12 protein-coding genes are annotated in these 14228 nt (G+C 36.0%); 7 read left to right on the forward strand and 5 right to left on the reverse strand.

Features of this window, described 5'->3' with window-relative positions; genetic code table 11:
* Nucleotides 1-243: 243 nt before the first annotated feature.
* The gene (locus AsFPU1_RS14405) at nucleotides 244-2586 is read right to left on the reverse strand and encodes an NACHT domain-containing protein (protein WP_124975136.1); all 2343 of its coding nucleotides are present in this window, start codon (nucleotides 2584-2586) and stop codon (nucleotides 244-246) included.
* A gap of 603 nt (nucleotides 2587-3189) precedes the next feature.
* Here AsFPU1_RS14405 and AsFPU1_RS14410 point away from each other — a divergent pair.
* Genes AsFPU1_RS14410 through AsFPU1_RS14435 form a run of 6 tightly spaced genes read left to right on the forward strand, consistent with a single transcriptional unit; the run spans nucleotide 3190 to nucleotide 9676 of the window.
* On the forward strand, nucleotides 3190-5898 hold the full coding sequence (locus AsFPU1_RS14410) for a response regulator (RefSeq protein WP_227873529.1): 2709 nt from the start codon (nucleotides 3190-3192) through the stop codon (nucleotides 5896-5898).
* Between the two features lie 26 nt (nucleotides 5899-5924).
* Nucleotides 5925-6860 carry a response regulator gene (locus AsFPU1_RS14415; RefSeq protein ID WP_124975132.1) on the forward strand — a complete coding sequence of 312 codons (936 nt, stop codon included), beginning with the start codon at nucleotides 5925-5927 and terminating at the stop codon, nucleotides 6858-6860.
* Nucleotides 6861-6881: 21 nt separating this feature from the next.
* The gene (locus tag AsFPU1_RS14420) at nucleotides 6882-7205 is read left to right on the forward strand and encodes a MerR family transcriptional regulator (protein WP_227873528.1); all 324 of its coding nucleotides are present in this window, start codon (nucleotides 6882-6884) and stop codon (nucleotides 7203-7205) included.
* Nucleotides 7202-7960 (forward strand): RNA methyltransferase, encoded by a 759-nt coding sequence (locus AsFPU1_RS14425; RefSeq protein ID WP_124975130.1) that lies wholly within the window; start codon nucleotides 7202-7204, stop codon nucleotides 7958-7960. The genes AsFPU1_RS14420 and AsFPU1_RS14425 overlap by 4 nt, the downstream gene beginning before the upstream one ends.
* Before the next feature lie 45 nt (nucleotides 7961-8005).
* On the forward strand, nucleotides 8006-9361 hold the full coding sequence (locus AsFPU1_RS14430; protein WP_124975128.1) for a serine hydrolase: 1356 nt from the start codon (nucleotides 8006-8008) through the stop codon (nucleotides 9359-9361).
* A gap of 51 nt (nucleotides 9362-9412) precedes the next feature.
* Nucleotides 9413-9676, forward strand: a complete 264-nt coding sequence (locus AsFPU1_RS14435) for a FitA-like ribbon-helix-helix domain-containing protein (RefSeq protein WP_124975126.1) — start codon at nucleotides 9413-9415, stop codon at nucleotides 9674-9676.
* Here AsFPU1_RS14435 and AsFPU1_RS14440 read toward each other — a convergent pair.
* Nucleotides 9650-10078, reverse strand: a complete 429-nt coding sequence (locus AsFPU1_RS14440; RefSeq protein ID WP_124975124.1) for a YraN family protein — start codon at nucleotides 10076-10078, stop codon at nucleotides 9650-9652. The two genes, AsFPU1_RS14435 and AsFPU1_RS14440, sit on opposite strands and share 27 nt — an antisense overlap.
* A 53-nt stretch (nucleotides 10079-10131) precedes the next feature.
* Here AsFPU1_RS14440 and AsFPU1_RS14445 point away from each other — a divergent pair, with 53 nt between their 5' ends.
* On the forward strand, nucleotides 10132-10635 hold the full coding sequence (locus AsFPU1_RS14445) for a pentapeptide repeat-containing protein (RefSeq protein WP_124975122.1): 504 nt from the start codon (nucleotides 10132-10134) through the stop codon (nucleotides 10633-10635).
* Between the two features lie 28 nt (nucleotides 10636-10663).
* Here the strand turns inward: AsFPU1_RS14445 and AsFPU1_RS14450 are convergent, their stop codons facing one another.
* From AsFPU1_RS14450 to AsFPU1_RS14460, 3 genes are all read right to left on the reverse strand, one after another.
* Nucleotides 10664-11623, reverse strand: a complete 960-nt coding sequence (locus AsFPU1_RS14450; protein ID WP_125061127.1) for a sulfotransferase family protein — start codon at nucleotides 11621-11623, stop codon at nucleotides 10664-10666.
* Nucleotides 11624-11888: 265 nt separating this feature from the next.
* A complete protein-coding gene (locus AsFPU1_RS14455) occupies nucleotides 11889-13295 on the reverse strand; it encodes an O-antigen ligase family protein (protein WP_125061128.1) in 1407 nt (468 codons plus the stop codon).
* A gap of 76 nt (nucleotides 13296-13371) precedes the next feature.
* On the reverse strand, nucleotides 13372-14208 hold the full coding sequence (locus tag AsFPU1_RS14460; protein WP_124975457.1) for a 2OG-Fe(II) oxygenase: 837 nt from the start codon (nucleotides 14206-14208) through the stop codon (nucleotides 13372-13374).
* Nucleotides 14209-14228: the final 20 nt, after the last annotated feature.

Raw genomic sequence — 14228 nt, forward strand, 5'->3', positions numbered from 1 at the left:
ATATTTTTTCCTATCAATTGATTAAGATGTATAGCAGTAGCCAAGGCAATTAGGACATTTTCCAAAGCTCAAACAAGGGCGATGACAACGGTTTTACTGTTGCCTGTGATTTATCAAATGGGAGAAGAACGGAGTCAAGAACTAATTAATACTTATTTTCCACGTTTTTGTCAAAAAAAATATGAAGTGATTACTTAATTAAAGTCAAATTTACGTGACTGTATCAGACAAAAGATTCTTTTATTATACAGACAAGAGGGGGTTTATTTGCGTCTTTAAAATTTCTAAGATTTGAGGCGGTAATAATAGAGTAGATTCAATTTCTTGAGAGACTTTAGGACTAATTTGTCCGTCTGAGTTTAAACATTCCACTAAAAATAAATTAGCTTGATAATACTGATCCCAGAGTTCTTGTTGTTCAGGGTTCAGTTGCCAATTATAACCAATTTGACGATGTTCAATCAGTAGATGATGAAACGTTTCAACCCATTCTTTTCCTTCTTCTTGCCACCAAGTAAAAATATCTTCTTTCTTATTTTCGGGTGAAGGAAGTATAGATTTTAATGTTTGAAAACTTTCTTGAAAATTGGGATCTAACTGAAACTTGTTTTCTAATTCCAAAGTAAAACATAAATTCAGAAAATGTTTAAGATTGGGTTTTTCAACTAAGCGGACACTATCTACAAATGCTCTGGCTAAAATAGAATCTAGTTGTAGTTCTTTATCTAATTTTAATTGACTTGATAAATTAATATCAAGAGCAAGAGCTAAGTCTAAATCTCGATGACGAAATAAAGTAAAATAAAAAGCTCTTAAGGCTGATTTTTCACCAGAAAATTTCACTGATGATACCTTGTTCTCTAGAAGAACTAAGAATCTTTCTAATAGCAAATCTTGTTGAACTAAAGAATCAAGAACTTGTTTCATATTTTGCAATACAAAATCGGCATTAGGTAACAAACTAATCGTTAATAAAATTACCTCCCGCCAACGACTTTCTAGTATTTTTTGGGCTAATTTATTTAATTCATTTTTTAAAACTTCAGATTTTGTACTAACAATTTTTCTCGCTGTCAGATATTCTTGAAAAGTTAAATGAGAAAAAGAATAAATATCCCTCGCTCTTTCAATTAATAAACCATGCTGTAATTCAATGGATTTTAACACCGCTTCACTGGTTAACCATAAGGTTTCAGCATCTTCCTTCAAATCAAGAGAATTCTCTAGATATTCTTCGATAATATCTAAAACTTCCCGACTTTCAAAAAAACAACTATCCCGCTCAAATGTAATAGCAGCAATTTGACATAAAAGCTTGATTTTATGAGGTAAGGGCAAATTATGATAAATACCATCTCTTTCAATACCTCTAGCTTGATCCCAACGCTGTAATAAAATATCTAAGCCAATTTGATATAATTTAGCTCGTTTAGTCGGGAAACTAGACCTTTCTTTAAAGACTGAACAGAGAAGATTTAGTAAAATAGGCGTAATCGCTAATTCTCGAATGGGCTGATTTTCAGGGAGATCTAATTGTTCTAGGAATTCATCTGCTTTATTCTTACCATTCCGCTTATTATCAGCCATTGCCACAAACCATCTTTGAGCAAAATTTTCAATACTGGTATGATCAAAATCAGCAATTTCTACATAGGTAAATCCCTTAAAATGAAATTGCTGAACCGCACCTCTACAAGTCATAATAATTCTATTTTTGTAATAATCTTGAGCAAAATTATCAATATTTCTGTATAAAATCTCTCGACTTTCTTGAGAAATTTCATCTAGTCCATCTAATAAACAGAAAAATTTCCCCTCCTGCAATAAAGTCAAGCTTTGTTCATGAGATAACCCATGACCAAGACATTGTCTCATCAGATAAGATGATAAATTAATTTCCTCATCAAACCCTTGTTCTAACCAACTTCTTAGCTGAATAAAACAAGGAATTAAGTCACCTTTATACTTGCCTTTACTACATTGGAGCGCAATATATTGTAAAAATGTGGTTTTTCCTGCTCCTGGTTTCCCCAAAATCATCAACTTGTTATATTTATTGATTATTTCGAGTCCAGATACCGCTTTCGGGTTAGTACCCTTAACACTAAATCTTTGTGTACTATTTTTCCCTTGTTGTAAATCAACAACTTCTAACCATCGTTGATGGGTTGGTTCAGGTAAAATCTTAACCGTAGTATAAATTTGATCAAGGGGAGGTTGAGTTAACTCAAAAGAAGATTGTAAGCTATTACATTGGATTTGAATTTGCTCTCCCACTTTAGCGCGCATCATCTTTACACATTCCTCAAGACCTAGATTTTCCACTATCCATTCAGGTTGCACTCGTTTGGGTGATTGTTCATAAGGTAAGTCAACAATTTCTTCCCAATTAAGTTCTAATTTAAAACAAATTTCTTTAAAAATATGACGTTCAATGGGTCGCCCTGTCAAAAATTTCCAGACACATTGACGACTAGACAAGCCGACTTCACCCGCCAAATATTGCTGACTCCAGCCTTTCATGGCTAATATTTGCTTCGCTTGAGTAATTCCGTCTTCAGAAGAACGTACAGATCGGTGTGTCATACTTATAGCTTAATTGAGTAATATAATTAGTTTTATATCCTTGAACAAATACATCAATTTATCTGAAGGAGACTGGGGGAGTCGCTACTAATTAATTTTCTCCCAGATATATTATCAATAGATAATTCACTATATAGAATGTATTTTAGATAAGTTCAAGCATTTTTGCTGTGATCACCGTCACTGAGATTTAGAGATCGATATTACACCTATATCAAGTATAAAGCATGATAGTAGAAAGCAATTGATAGAAAACACTTATTTCTTACATTAACAGAACAAAATGGCTATTAATGATCTTAAGAAATGTCTTGACCTTTTACATCCTGTCGTTGAAAACGCCAAGGAAATTAAAATATTTAGCCTAGTACTTTCAATTAGAGACACCGAAAGAAAATAACTGTCCTAACTTGTCTTCATTGTAACAAGCTATTGTCATATTATAAATAATTATGAATCTATGGAAACAAAAATTGATAAAGTAGAAAGAGTGTACATAAAACCAAAAAATTAGCAATAAATACCAATAAACTTCAGAACTTGATTACCTGACTCCCTAAACTAGCTATAGCCATAGCTTTATTCTCAGTTAAATCTATGACAATGAGTAATATCAAACCGAACAAAATAACCCTTCGCTATTTAGTCCTGACAAGTATTGGTTTGATCGTGGCGCAATTGATTTTTGGGATCATTCAGGTACGTTGGCGATACTATCAGAGTACGGAAAATATTCGAGATCGCGTACAAGATTTAGCTAAAGAATTACGCATTATTTCTCAAGAATCATCCCTTAAGCTAAATGATTCTACCTTAGAACGATTAATGAGACAAAATAGTTTAGAAAATAAATTGGTTTATGGCATAATTATTAATGATCAGGGTCAGACAATAACCAGTTTTTTTAATCAAGAAGAAAAAACTATTTCTGATGCGATCACTACTCCAAATACCACTTCAATTAAACTTAGTAAAATCCTTGAAACAATTAAAAATAATCCTAAAATAAGGGAAATTCGTCAACCAGTTATCGTTTCTGGCGAATCTTTAGGAGAGATTCGTCTAGCTTATTCCTTAGAACCAACAGATCAAGAAACCCTCAAATCAGCCAGTAAAATTATTATTGCTTCTTTAATAGTGAGTGGAGTCTTGGTAATAATTACAGTCGCAATGTTTAAGAGAGAAATACAACGTCCATTACAAATTTTAGTTAAACAAGCTCAAGATATTCTGCCAACTGATGAAGTTTCAGACATTGATAATAAAGATGAATTAAGTCAATTACAGATATTAATTGATAGTCTGAGAAAACACTTAGAACGTTTTGAAAATTTACAGATAAAAGTTACAGAACAAAAAGCAACAGAAAAAGCGATTGAAGAACTTAGCAAAGCTAAAAATGAGTTTTTAGCCATGATTGGCCATGAAATTCGTACCCCGTTAAATGCAGTCACTGGAATGACCGGATTATTATTAGATACTCAACTAAATCCCCAACAAAAAGAATTTGTGAATATTGTCCGAAGCAGTGGAGAAAGTCTTTTGACGATGATTAATAATATTTTGGATTTCTCCAAAATCGAAGCCGAAAAAATTGAATTAGAAGAACAACCTTTTGAACTGGGCCCCTGTATTGAAGAAGTATTGCGTTTATTCGTTCCCCAGGCCTCCGATAAAAAATTAGAATTAGCCTATTTGATAGAACCAAATACTCCTAGTGCCATTGTGGGAGATAGCACAAGATTAAAGCAAATTTTAGCTAATTTAGTTGGTAATGCTGTTAAATTCACCGAAACTGGGGAAGTGGTTATATATATCAATGGGACATCCCTGTCTCAGGAAGAACCGACGGAAGAATCTTCCCCTAACTATGAACTGCGCTTCGCCATCAAAGATACAGGTATTGGTATTCCCAATGATCGCTGTCATCGCCTATTCCAAGCCTTTAGTCAAGTTGATGCCTCTACCACCCGAAAATATGGGGGAACAGGGTTAGGCCTAGTCATCAGCAAACGTTTGACCGAGTTGATGGGAGGTAAAATGTGGGTACATAGTACAGAAGGAAAAGGATCGACATTTTACTTTACCCTTCAGACTAAGGCGGCCCCCAGTTATTGTCGCGCGACTTCTCAAGAAGGAGAACGGGAGTTAATGGGTAAACGAATGTTAATTATTGATGATAACCTGACAAATCAGAAAATTTTGACCTTACAAGCCCAATCTTGGGGAATGTTTACCTGTGCCGTTGATTCAGGTGAAAAATCCCTAGAATGGCTCGATCGCGGCATTACCTTTGATGTGGCAATTTTAGACATGAATATGCCTCAGATGGACGGTTTGTCCTTAGCTAAGAGCATTCGTCAACAACCCCACTGTCAAAATTTACCCCTAGTGATGCTCAGTTCCATCACGACTCAAGAGATCAACCAACAGTCTGATTATGCTGACTTTGCCGCCATACTAATTAAACCGATCCGACAAACTCAACTTTATAATAGTTTGATGCAGATTTTCGCTGGAAAACCGATTATAGTGACTAAATCGGTTAAAGAAGCGTCCCCAGAACAATTAATGGCTGATATTATGCCTTTACGCATTCTGGTAGCGGAAGATGTGGGGGTCAATCAAGAGGTTATCCGTTTATTATTAGAAAAATTGGGCTATTGGGCTGATATGGTCAGTGATGGAGAAGAAGCTTTAGACGCAATACGTAATAGACCCTACGATGCTGTTTTAATGGACGTGCGAATGCCTGTTATGGATGGATTAACGGCCACTCGTCAGATTTGTCAAGAAATCCCGAACCATAAGCGTCCCCGCATTATTGCCATGACCGCAGAATCAATGCGAGGCGATCGCGAAAAATGTCTGGCCTCTGGGATGGATGATTATATTTCTAAACCTATTCGCATCGAGGAGTTAAAACAAGCCCTTAGACGATGTAAACCTCTAGCAAAAATGCCCGCTCTTGATGGTTCTACTCTCAATTCTTTACGAAAAATGGCAGGAAAACGGGCGGGGGAGGTAATTAATAACCTAATCATGGGTTATCTTGAAGATGCTCCCCTACGTCTGTCTGCCATAAAATCCGCGATCGCTCAAAATGATCCAGACGCTTTACGTCAGGCGGCTCATGCTCTAAGATCGGCTAGTATTAATTTAGGGGCAACGGATTTATCTAATTTGTGTCAAGAATTAGAGATGATGGGACGAAAAGGAACCATGTCTGGAGCAAATAAGAAAATGTCTGTCCTTAAAATGGAGTATGATCGAGTGTGTCAGACTTTGCAAAAAGAACTTATTAAGATCTAACAACCCATCATTGTTAATGGTTAACTGTGAGCAGTCAAACTTTTCTATCAAAAACCCCTCTAATTCTGATTGTGGATGATGATCGAGCCATGCGAACCTTGTTAAAAGTCGCCATGGAAGAAGAAGGTTATCGTGTGATAGAGGCCAAAAATGGTCAACAATGTCTGGAGGAATATAACCGGGCTAAACCGGATATGATCCTCTTAGATGCGATTATGCCGGAAATGGACGGATTTACCTGTTGTCAGCAACTTCGCGCCCTCCAGAATGATGTTTATCTGCCCATTCTAATGATTACTGCTCTTGATGATCAAGACTCCATTGATCAGGCGTTTGTCGTAGGGGCCACAGATTATGTCACAAAACCTATTTATTGGTCGGTATTATCCCAACGGGTACGGCATTTATTGGAAACCAGTCAAGCTTTACAAGAGCTTCAGTCTTTAAAATATCAATTAGAGCGACAACAGCAGTGGCAAACTCTTTGGCAACATTTGACGGGACAATTAACTAAACCGTTTCAGATTAAATCTTTACTTCAAAAAACGATTAATGAACTACGAACATTAGTAAATGCTCAACGGGTTGGATTATCACAGGTTAATGATAAGTTCTTGGTAGAATCAATTGAACCTGGTTATCCTTCGGTTAAAACTTTATCTTGGGACAAATTGACAGGTTTTGAAGAGTATAAAAATACTTATGAAGCCGAACAAATTGTCATGATTGATTTATTAAGTCAAACTGATATCCCTCAAACCGCGATCGCCCCTTGGGAACAATTAACGATTAAAAGTTTAGCAATGGTTCCTATTATGGGTAAAGAAGGATTATTTGCTATTTTATGGATTCATCATTGCCAATCTTCCTATCAATGGGAATCTTGGGAAGTGGAATGTCTGTCTTATCTTAGGGACTTATTAGGGTTGACAACTAGCTACCATTTTGCTAACATTAACTAACAAACGCTAACAAATCAGCGAATGTTTGTTCCATTACGAAAAGCTGTTGAAATTTTGGGTTTTCATCCCAATACATTAAGAAAATATGCCGACGAAGGAAAAATCAAAAGCATTAAAAATGAAGCTGGACAACGATTGTACGATGTCCAATCCTACATTAATGGTGCAACTAGAACTTCCCTTGTTTGCTATTGCCGAGTCAGTTCAACAAAGCAACGAGACGACCTTGACCGACAAGTTAACTTCATGTACTCATTCTATCCAGAAGCAGAAATCATCAAAGATATTGGAAGTGGGATGGCTCATAGTAATACTGTTACATCTTCTAGTGCTGTTGTTAAATGACAAATAACTCGCTTAAGGCAGTACGTATCATTTTAGTCGAAACGGCTGGCCCTTTAAATGTGGGATCAGTAGCGCGAGTTATGAAGAATATGGGACTTAATCAGTTAATTTTGGTTAACCCTCGTTGCGATCGCTTCAGTGATGAAGCTAGACGCATGGCTGTTCATGGTCTTGATGTGTTAGAACAATCTCAATTAGTGGGTAGTTTGCCGGAAGCTTTAAGGGGATGTCAACAAGCAATCGCCACAACTTCTCGTTCTCGGACTCTTCTAACTCCCTTAGAATCACCTAAAGAAGCCCTCCCCTGGTTACTGACACCTAACCTGACCAGTGCCTTAATTTTTGGGCCAGAAGATCGGGGCTTAAATAACGAAGAACTCAACTATGCTCAGCGTTTTGTCGGAATTCCGGCAAATCCTGATTATCCTTCCCTTAATTTAGCGCAGGCGGTGGCTGTTTGTGCCTATGAACTCTATCAAGCGGCCCAAAGTGTTAGGGAACCTCTACCAACTATAGAATTAGCGTCATTGGACATTCTCGAAGGCTATTATCAACATTTAGAAGCCAGTTTACTTAAAATTGGTTATCTTTATCCTCATACCGTGACTGCTCGTATGGAAAAAATTCGGAGATTATATAATCGTGCTAATCTGACTCCTGAAGAAGTCGCTCTATTACGGGGCATTCTCGGACAAATGGACTGGATGTGGCAACATTTATCCCAACAGGAGAGTCACAAAAGCCAACCATCTTAATTCGGTTGACTAGAAATAATCTGTCTCATCAGGAAAAATCTACTTATGTCTCGTCGAATTGTTAACCCTTCCTCCTCTAACAAAAACACCACTAACTCTCCTTCTCGTCGTTCTGTGAAAGCTAGAAGTAGTCAAAGTCGTCAACGAATTAATATGGTTTCAGGGAAAGCAAATTCCGACAGAGACAATACTATAAAAGAATCTTCTACCCTGACAGTTTCTGCAAAACGGGTCGATACCCCATCCCGTCAGCGTAATAAGCCTCGTCCCCCTAATATTATTGCATCTGCCTTATTGTATGTCCTTCGTTTCGCCATTATGGGAGTAGGAATTGGTGCGATCGCCGGAACAGCTTTCACTGTTTTTGATCCTACTGGCTTTTTGGCGACTTACCTAAAATTTCCCTCCTCAACTGCGACTCCCCAAAAACCCGCACCCATAGAGGTAGAAATTCCCCAAGAAACTCCTAGTAATGAAATTATTTTAAATCAAGAATTAACCAATCTCAAAACTAAATTACAAGCAATTGCAGCTAAATATCCAAAGGTTAAACCTCAAGCTTGGTTTTTGGATTTGGATAATGGGGCTTATATTAATTTAGGCGGTTCTACTCCTATTCCTGCGGCTAGTACCATTAAAATCCCTGTTTTAGTGGCTTTCTTTGAAGAAGTTGACAAGGGAAATATTCATCTTGATCAAATGTTGATAATGGATAAAGAAGTTATAACTACTGGGTCAGGTGATATGCAATATATGCAGGTCGGAAAAAAATTTACCGCATTAGAAGTAGCGACTAAAATGATTATTATTAGTGATAATACTGCTACTGATATGTTAATTCGGCAAATTGGGGGTAAAGAAGTTCTCAATCAAAGGTTTAAAGAATGGGGATTAACTCATACTGTAATTAATAATCGTTTGCCGGATTTAGAAGGAACTAATACCACCAGTTCAGAAGATTTAGGTAAACTTTTAGCTAAAGTTGAACGAGGAGATTTTTTAAGTCCAAGATCCCGCGATCGCTTATTAGCTATTATGGAAAAAACCAAAACTAGAACTTTATTGCCTCAAGGGATTGAAAAAGAGGCTAATATTGCTCATAAAACTGGAGATATTGGCACGATTTTAGGGGATGCTGGAATTATTGATATTCCTACAGGAAAGCGTTATATTGGTGTAGCATTTGCCCAAAGAGCTTATAATGATCCCGCAGCAAGATCCTTAATTCAAGAATTTTCTCGAACAGTTTATCAACACTTTAAATATTATCAAACTCGTCCCACACCTAAAGTAATCGAAAATAAACCTAAACCTCCAGCACAACCGACTAATTCCAATATTCCTGAAAATAAACCTAAACCCCAAGGACAAGCAGATAATTCTAATCATTCTAACAATTAATATTGATGTATCAAATAGGTATTATAATAATCAAAAATCTCTCTTAAAACCATGATAAATCTTACCATTCATAACCTAGACGAAAACCTCAAAAGTCGTCTACAAAAACAAGCTAAACAAAATGGACATACCCTGGAAGAAGAAGCTAAAGAAATTTTGCGTTTAGCCCTCATGAAAAATGAAAATCCTATCAATCTTGTTACTCTGATAGAGCGACGTTTTGCCCATTGTGAAGACATTGAAATACCAGAAATACCTAGAGAACCTATCCGACAAATAGCCACCTTTTTAAAAAGCGGCTTCAATATAGTCTAATAACGTTAATTGATAACCTTGCCATTGAATAGATTTACCAATTTTGATAGTAAGTGTATCGAGTTCTAACTCATTATTTTGACAAGGTTTATAATGAACTAAAGCCACATCAAAACGACAAGGAAGTTCAGCAAATTGCGTATATTTTCCTAAAAAATAAGCGGCTGTTTGCCTAATTTTAGCTTTTTTTTGACCTGTAATTGCCAAGACTCCCCCGCCATCCCAATTACAAGTTTTACGGGTTTTGACTTCAACAAAAGCAACCATAGAGGCGTTATAATGTTGAGCAATGAGGTCAATTTCTCCCCAAGGAGATCGCCAACGCTGTTGTAAAATTTGCCAACCGCCAGACAGTAACCATTGAGCGACAAATTGTTCTCCAACTTGGCCAATTGATGTCATAAAATTGGTGTAAAGTAAATCAATAGAGTGTTATTGAGACAAGGTTAATCAAAATGATAATCCCCAGAGTTTTCAATTATAGACGATTATTTCTAGTTATTACTTGTTTAGTGATTTCTTTTTTATTTTTCACTCCTGATCAATCTGTTTTAGCCGTAAGTTATAATCAACAGAATTTGGTAGGAAGCGATTTTTCTTATCAAGATTTACGGGATGTTACCTTTGATCATGCTAACTTAAGGGGAGCTAATTTCAGTCACGCGAAGTTACAAGGAGCAAGGTTTTTTTCTGCTAATTTAGAATCAGCTAATTTTGAAGAAGCGGACTTAAGATTTGCGGATTTAGAGTCTGCTAGATTAACCCGTGTTAACTTTACTAATGCGGTTTTAGAAGGAGCCTTTGTTACCAATACATTATTGAATGGGGCTATTATTGACGGGGCAGATTTTACAGATGTTTTATTACGTCCTGATACAGAAAAGAAACTGTGTCAAATTGCCCAAGGAACCAATCCGGTTACTGGTAGAAATACAAAAGATACATTATATTGTCCCTAAAATATTAAGAGACAAAAAATATATAATGTTACTTAATATAACGAGTAGTAATTTCATTCATTTTTAATTGAAGGCTTTTTTGTAATGGCTTAATTCGCAGTTTTCGAGATACATAATCAGCTAAAAATAACCCTAAACCAAAACGCTTAACCCGAAACTGTGTCCGAAACAACCAATCTTGTAACCGAAGTTGTTTTTGTCTTGATGATGTTACTTCTCGATGAGGTAAACCACTCAATTCATAACCTCTATCTTTGAGTAAATGTCCAATTCTTGATTCAACTAATTGGACCTCATCCTCAGACATTTTCTTGCGCCACTGATTTATCAACTTAGGATCAGGTAAATCATAAGTTGTATGTTGAGCATAGTTCAACATAGATTGATCATATTCTAAACCAAGGAAATGACATATTTTTGTTAATATTTCCACTGGATTAGTAATGAGATCTTCATAAATAATTTCAATATATCTATCAGGTGTAATTGTGTTTTTAAGTTGATTCCACAAACATTCAGCCTCTAACCAACGCTCTACTCCTGTCCAAACATTACCAGACCATCCCATTCCTATACAAGAACGAGCAACATCTCTACCATCTCGAATTAAATGAATAAAACGGGCATCTGGCCAAATTTTAGGTAGTCTATCAAAATGACGATGAACTGTTGCACCAACTATTTTTTTATTTTCTCGCTCTAATTGCTGGCATAAAAAACTATTCACCAGTTCATTATAATCTAAACTTTGATTAATGATGAAATCCGTCGCTTGAAAAATCCAGTGAGTTTCTAGCCATTCATAATATTGGTCGAGATTAGGGGCTATACCATCATCTCCAAATTTATCCACCACATATTCAAATTCTGGACACCAGCAAATTTGAGAATGATCAGACAACATAAGTCTCAGAAGAGTGGTTCCAGAACGCTCGGCACCAACAAGAAAAATGGGTTGAGAGATTATTGATATATCGTTATTATTCATGAATATATTGTTAGTGATTATATTTAATAATTATCAAAATTAATATAAGTCCTAAACCAGTTGTAACATGAGTATATTGTAACAGATATAATTATCTAGGACAAGGGTTAGTTTGATCTGGCTATCAACCATATACATTAGACCTCTTGCGAAAGTCAAAAATATAATTAATCATCATAAAATTTTCGTCAATTATTATCCTTATTTCCTATTGTTTATTAATTATTAAGTTACTTTCGCAAGAAGTCTATTCTTATCTTTCTAATCAAATTAAGTTAGTATTATCAGTTAAATTTCTCCTTGTTTGTGTCGAAATGACCCGACGAGTAATAGGGTTGGCTTTAGTCAACACAAACCCACTTAAAGCACCGGACATCACCATAAAAACTGGATTGAATTGATTGTTTATCGTGCAGTCAAGCATATACAAAGGTAAAATGATTGCTACAATAGCTGCGGGTGCTACCTGGGGATGAAACCAGATACGAGCAGGATATCGCAATAAAAAAACTAAAGGTGGCAGTAATGATACAGCAAAAATACTAAATAAACCAACTGCTCCATTAACACCATAGCTCATAATCCATAGACTATCTGTGATAGAAACATCAACTAATTCATCAGCATAATTATAATCGAAGACACGGTTACGTCCCCATCCTCCCCAACCCAAGATTGGTTGTTTCATTGCTTTTTGTACTAATGCTTCTTCATTATCAAATCTAAATGCTAATGACTCAACTCGCTCAGGTGGAACTATTTGAGAAACAAAAGAAATAACTTGATCAGCATTTTGTCCCGCAAAGTTACCTGTCGCACCCAAAAATAAATAGAATGATATAGAAAAAATCAGAAATAGTAAGGGGATGGCATTACGAAACCATTTGGCGGTGAATAAGACAACAAGTCCATAGAGTAAATACACATAAGCCCCTGTGGATTTGAGCAGAATAAATGTTATCATCATTCCCCCAATTAACCAAGTCATGGGGATATTCCAGAGTTTTTTCAACATTCCTGACTGCCAAAGCCAAATTCCTATCAGGGTGGCTGCCATCATCCACATAGCAACACTAAGTCCATGACGCATAAAAACTGTAGGTCGATATCCTCCTAAACGGATTGACTGCAAGAAACTCCGAGTTCCTTCGTAACCATAAACCATACGATGAAGTTGTGGACTCATTTTAACTTCATACAAACATAAAGGAACGTAAACTAACCCACCAAGAAAAATGGCAATTACTAACTTTTTTAGACTAGAAAAATTAGTCAAATAAATACGTCCTAAAAAGTAAGGAAATCCATATTGAACAGTTTGATTCAGAGTAGCAGAGAAACCATCATAAGGTCCAAGATCATTCGCCATGGATGAAAAAAATGGGACAATACACAAGATTAGGATAGGAACATCAAGCCAGCTAAATTTAAAGCTTCTAAACCGTTGGAAATCAAAGATAAACGTAGCCACAAAAATCCCATAACAAGTGGCAGATATTCTATCGTAGTCTGGAAGGCCAGGGATAGAAAAACCTGCTTTCTGGGGTAAAAAAAGCCAGGCTACTATGAAACCAATAATTACAGCTTTTTCTTTTTCGCGGGAAAAGCGAATAAATAACCAGAAAATTGTGGGAACCCACAATATCATCACTAATTGAGCTTGAGGACTCATGATTAATAGGATTTAGAACAATGTATTCAAGACAACAGGCAACGCCGAAGGGAGATAATGTAAACGAATCCTAGATTTACGGCTTATTTTTTAAGAAAATATTGCCAATATCTAACACAATAGGGGGTAATATTTTTCTGACAATAGTTTTAGCAGTGGAAGCAGATGATACAGGTTTTTTAATCGTTTCTTCCATTGGACGTTCTTTAAATAAAGTAGTATGAGAATCAGAAATTTCTTCTGGGGGTCGGCCATTACTATAATAATAAAGTGCTAAAGATTTACGAGTTAATCCTTCTGGACAGTTTAAGGGATCAGGATGACCATGATAGGAAAAATCTGAGGTACTAAAAACAACACAACGATTGAATATAGGTAGTATTTTTTTTACACATATCGTCATATCCTTATTCCACATTTCAAAATGTCCACCATATTCTTCTTGCCAATCTTTATTGAGATAAATTAGTAGATTTAAACGACGATCTACTTTCATTATCCTATCTCTGTTAAAATCAACGTGCATTTTCAAAAATCCCCCCCGTTCAATTTGATGTAATCCTCCGCCCTGAAAATGAGGATCAGGAATGATTCCTTCAATTCCTGTTAGCTTCTCCAAAAAGTTAATAAAAATTGATGAATTTAGCTGGTAAAGAAAAAAGCGGGTGAATTCTCCCATTTGTAGTTCTGAAGTAGATGCTAACTTTTTCGAGCCAGTGCCATCAAAACGTTGCCAATCAATTGAACGAGGTTGAGGAAATTCATCGAGAATTTGTTCTAAGACATATTCGGGTAAAAAGTTGTCTATAACAATGTGAGGAAAAGGATTAGCTTCAACATATTGCTCATGACATTGAACCGCTAAATTATCTAGGTAATCGGCATCCAAGCAAAATTTTAATTGTGTTTTCATGACTAAAACTTTCTCCAAAA

The sequence above is a fragment of the Aphanothece sacrum FPU1 genome (assembly GCF_003864295.1).
Classification (GTDB): Bacteria; Cyanobacteriota; Cyanobacteriia; order Cyanobacteriales; family Microcystaceae; genus Aphanothece_B; species Aphanothece_B sacrum.

Bases quoted from the DNA above. Each gene is read 5' to 3' on its own strand.
- AsFPU1_RS14405 (WP_124975136.1), bottom strand. From the start codon at position 2,586: ATGACACACCGATCTGTACGTTCTTCTGAAGACGGAATTACTCAAGCG.
- AsFPU1_RS14445 (WP_124975122.1), top strand. From the start codon at position 10,132: ATGATAATCCCCAGAGTTTTCAATTATAGACGATTATTTCTAGTTATT.
- AsFPU1_RS14430 (WP_124975128.1), top strand. From the start codon at position 8,006: ATGTCTCGTCGAATTGTTAACCCTTCCTCCTCTAACAAAAACACCACT.
- AsFPU1_RS14440 (WP_124975124.1), bottom strand. From the start codon at position 10,078: ATGACATCAATTGGCCAAGTTGGAGAACAATTTGTCGCTCAATGGTTA.
- AsFPU1_RS14425 (WP_124975130.1), top strand. From the start codon at position 7,202: ATGACAAATAACTCGCTTAAGGCAGTACGTATCATTTTAGTCGAAACG.
- AsFPU1_RS14460 (WP_124975457.1), bottom strand. From the start codon at position 14,208: ATGAAAACACAATTAAAATTTTGCTTGGATGCCGATTACCTAGATAAT.
- AsFPU1_RS14450 (WP_125061127.1), bottom strand. From the start codon at position 11,623: ATGAATAATAACGATATATCAATAATCTCTCAACCCATTTTTCTTGTT.
- AsFPU1_RS14455 (WP_125061128.1), bottom strand. From the start codon at position 13,295: ATGAGTCCTCAAGCTCAATTAGTGATGATATTGTGGGTTCCCACAATT.
- AsFPU1_RS14420 (WP_227873528.1), top strand. From the start codon at position 6,882: ATGTTTGTTCCATTACGAAAAGCTGTTGAAATTTTGGGTTTTCATCCC.
- AsFPU1_RS14410 (WP_227873529.1), top strand. From the start codon at position 3,190: ATGAGTAATATCAAACCGAACAAAATAACCCTTCGCTATTTAGTCCTG.
- AsFPU1_RS14435 (WP_124975126.1), top strand. From the start codon at position 9,413: ATGATAAATCTTACCATTCATAACCTAGACGAAAACCTCAAAAGTCGT.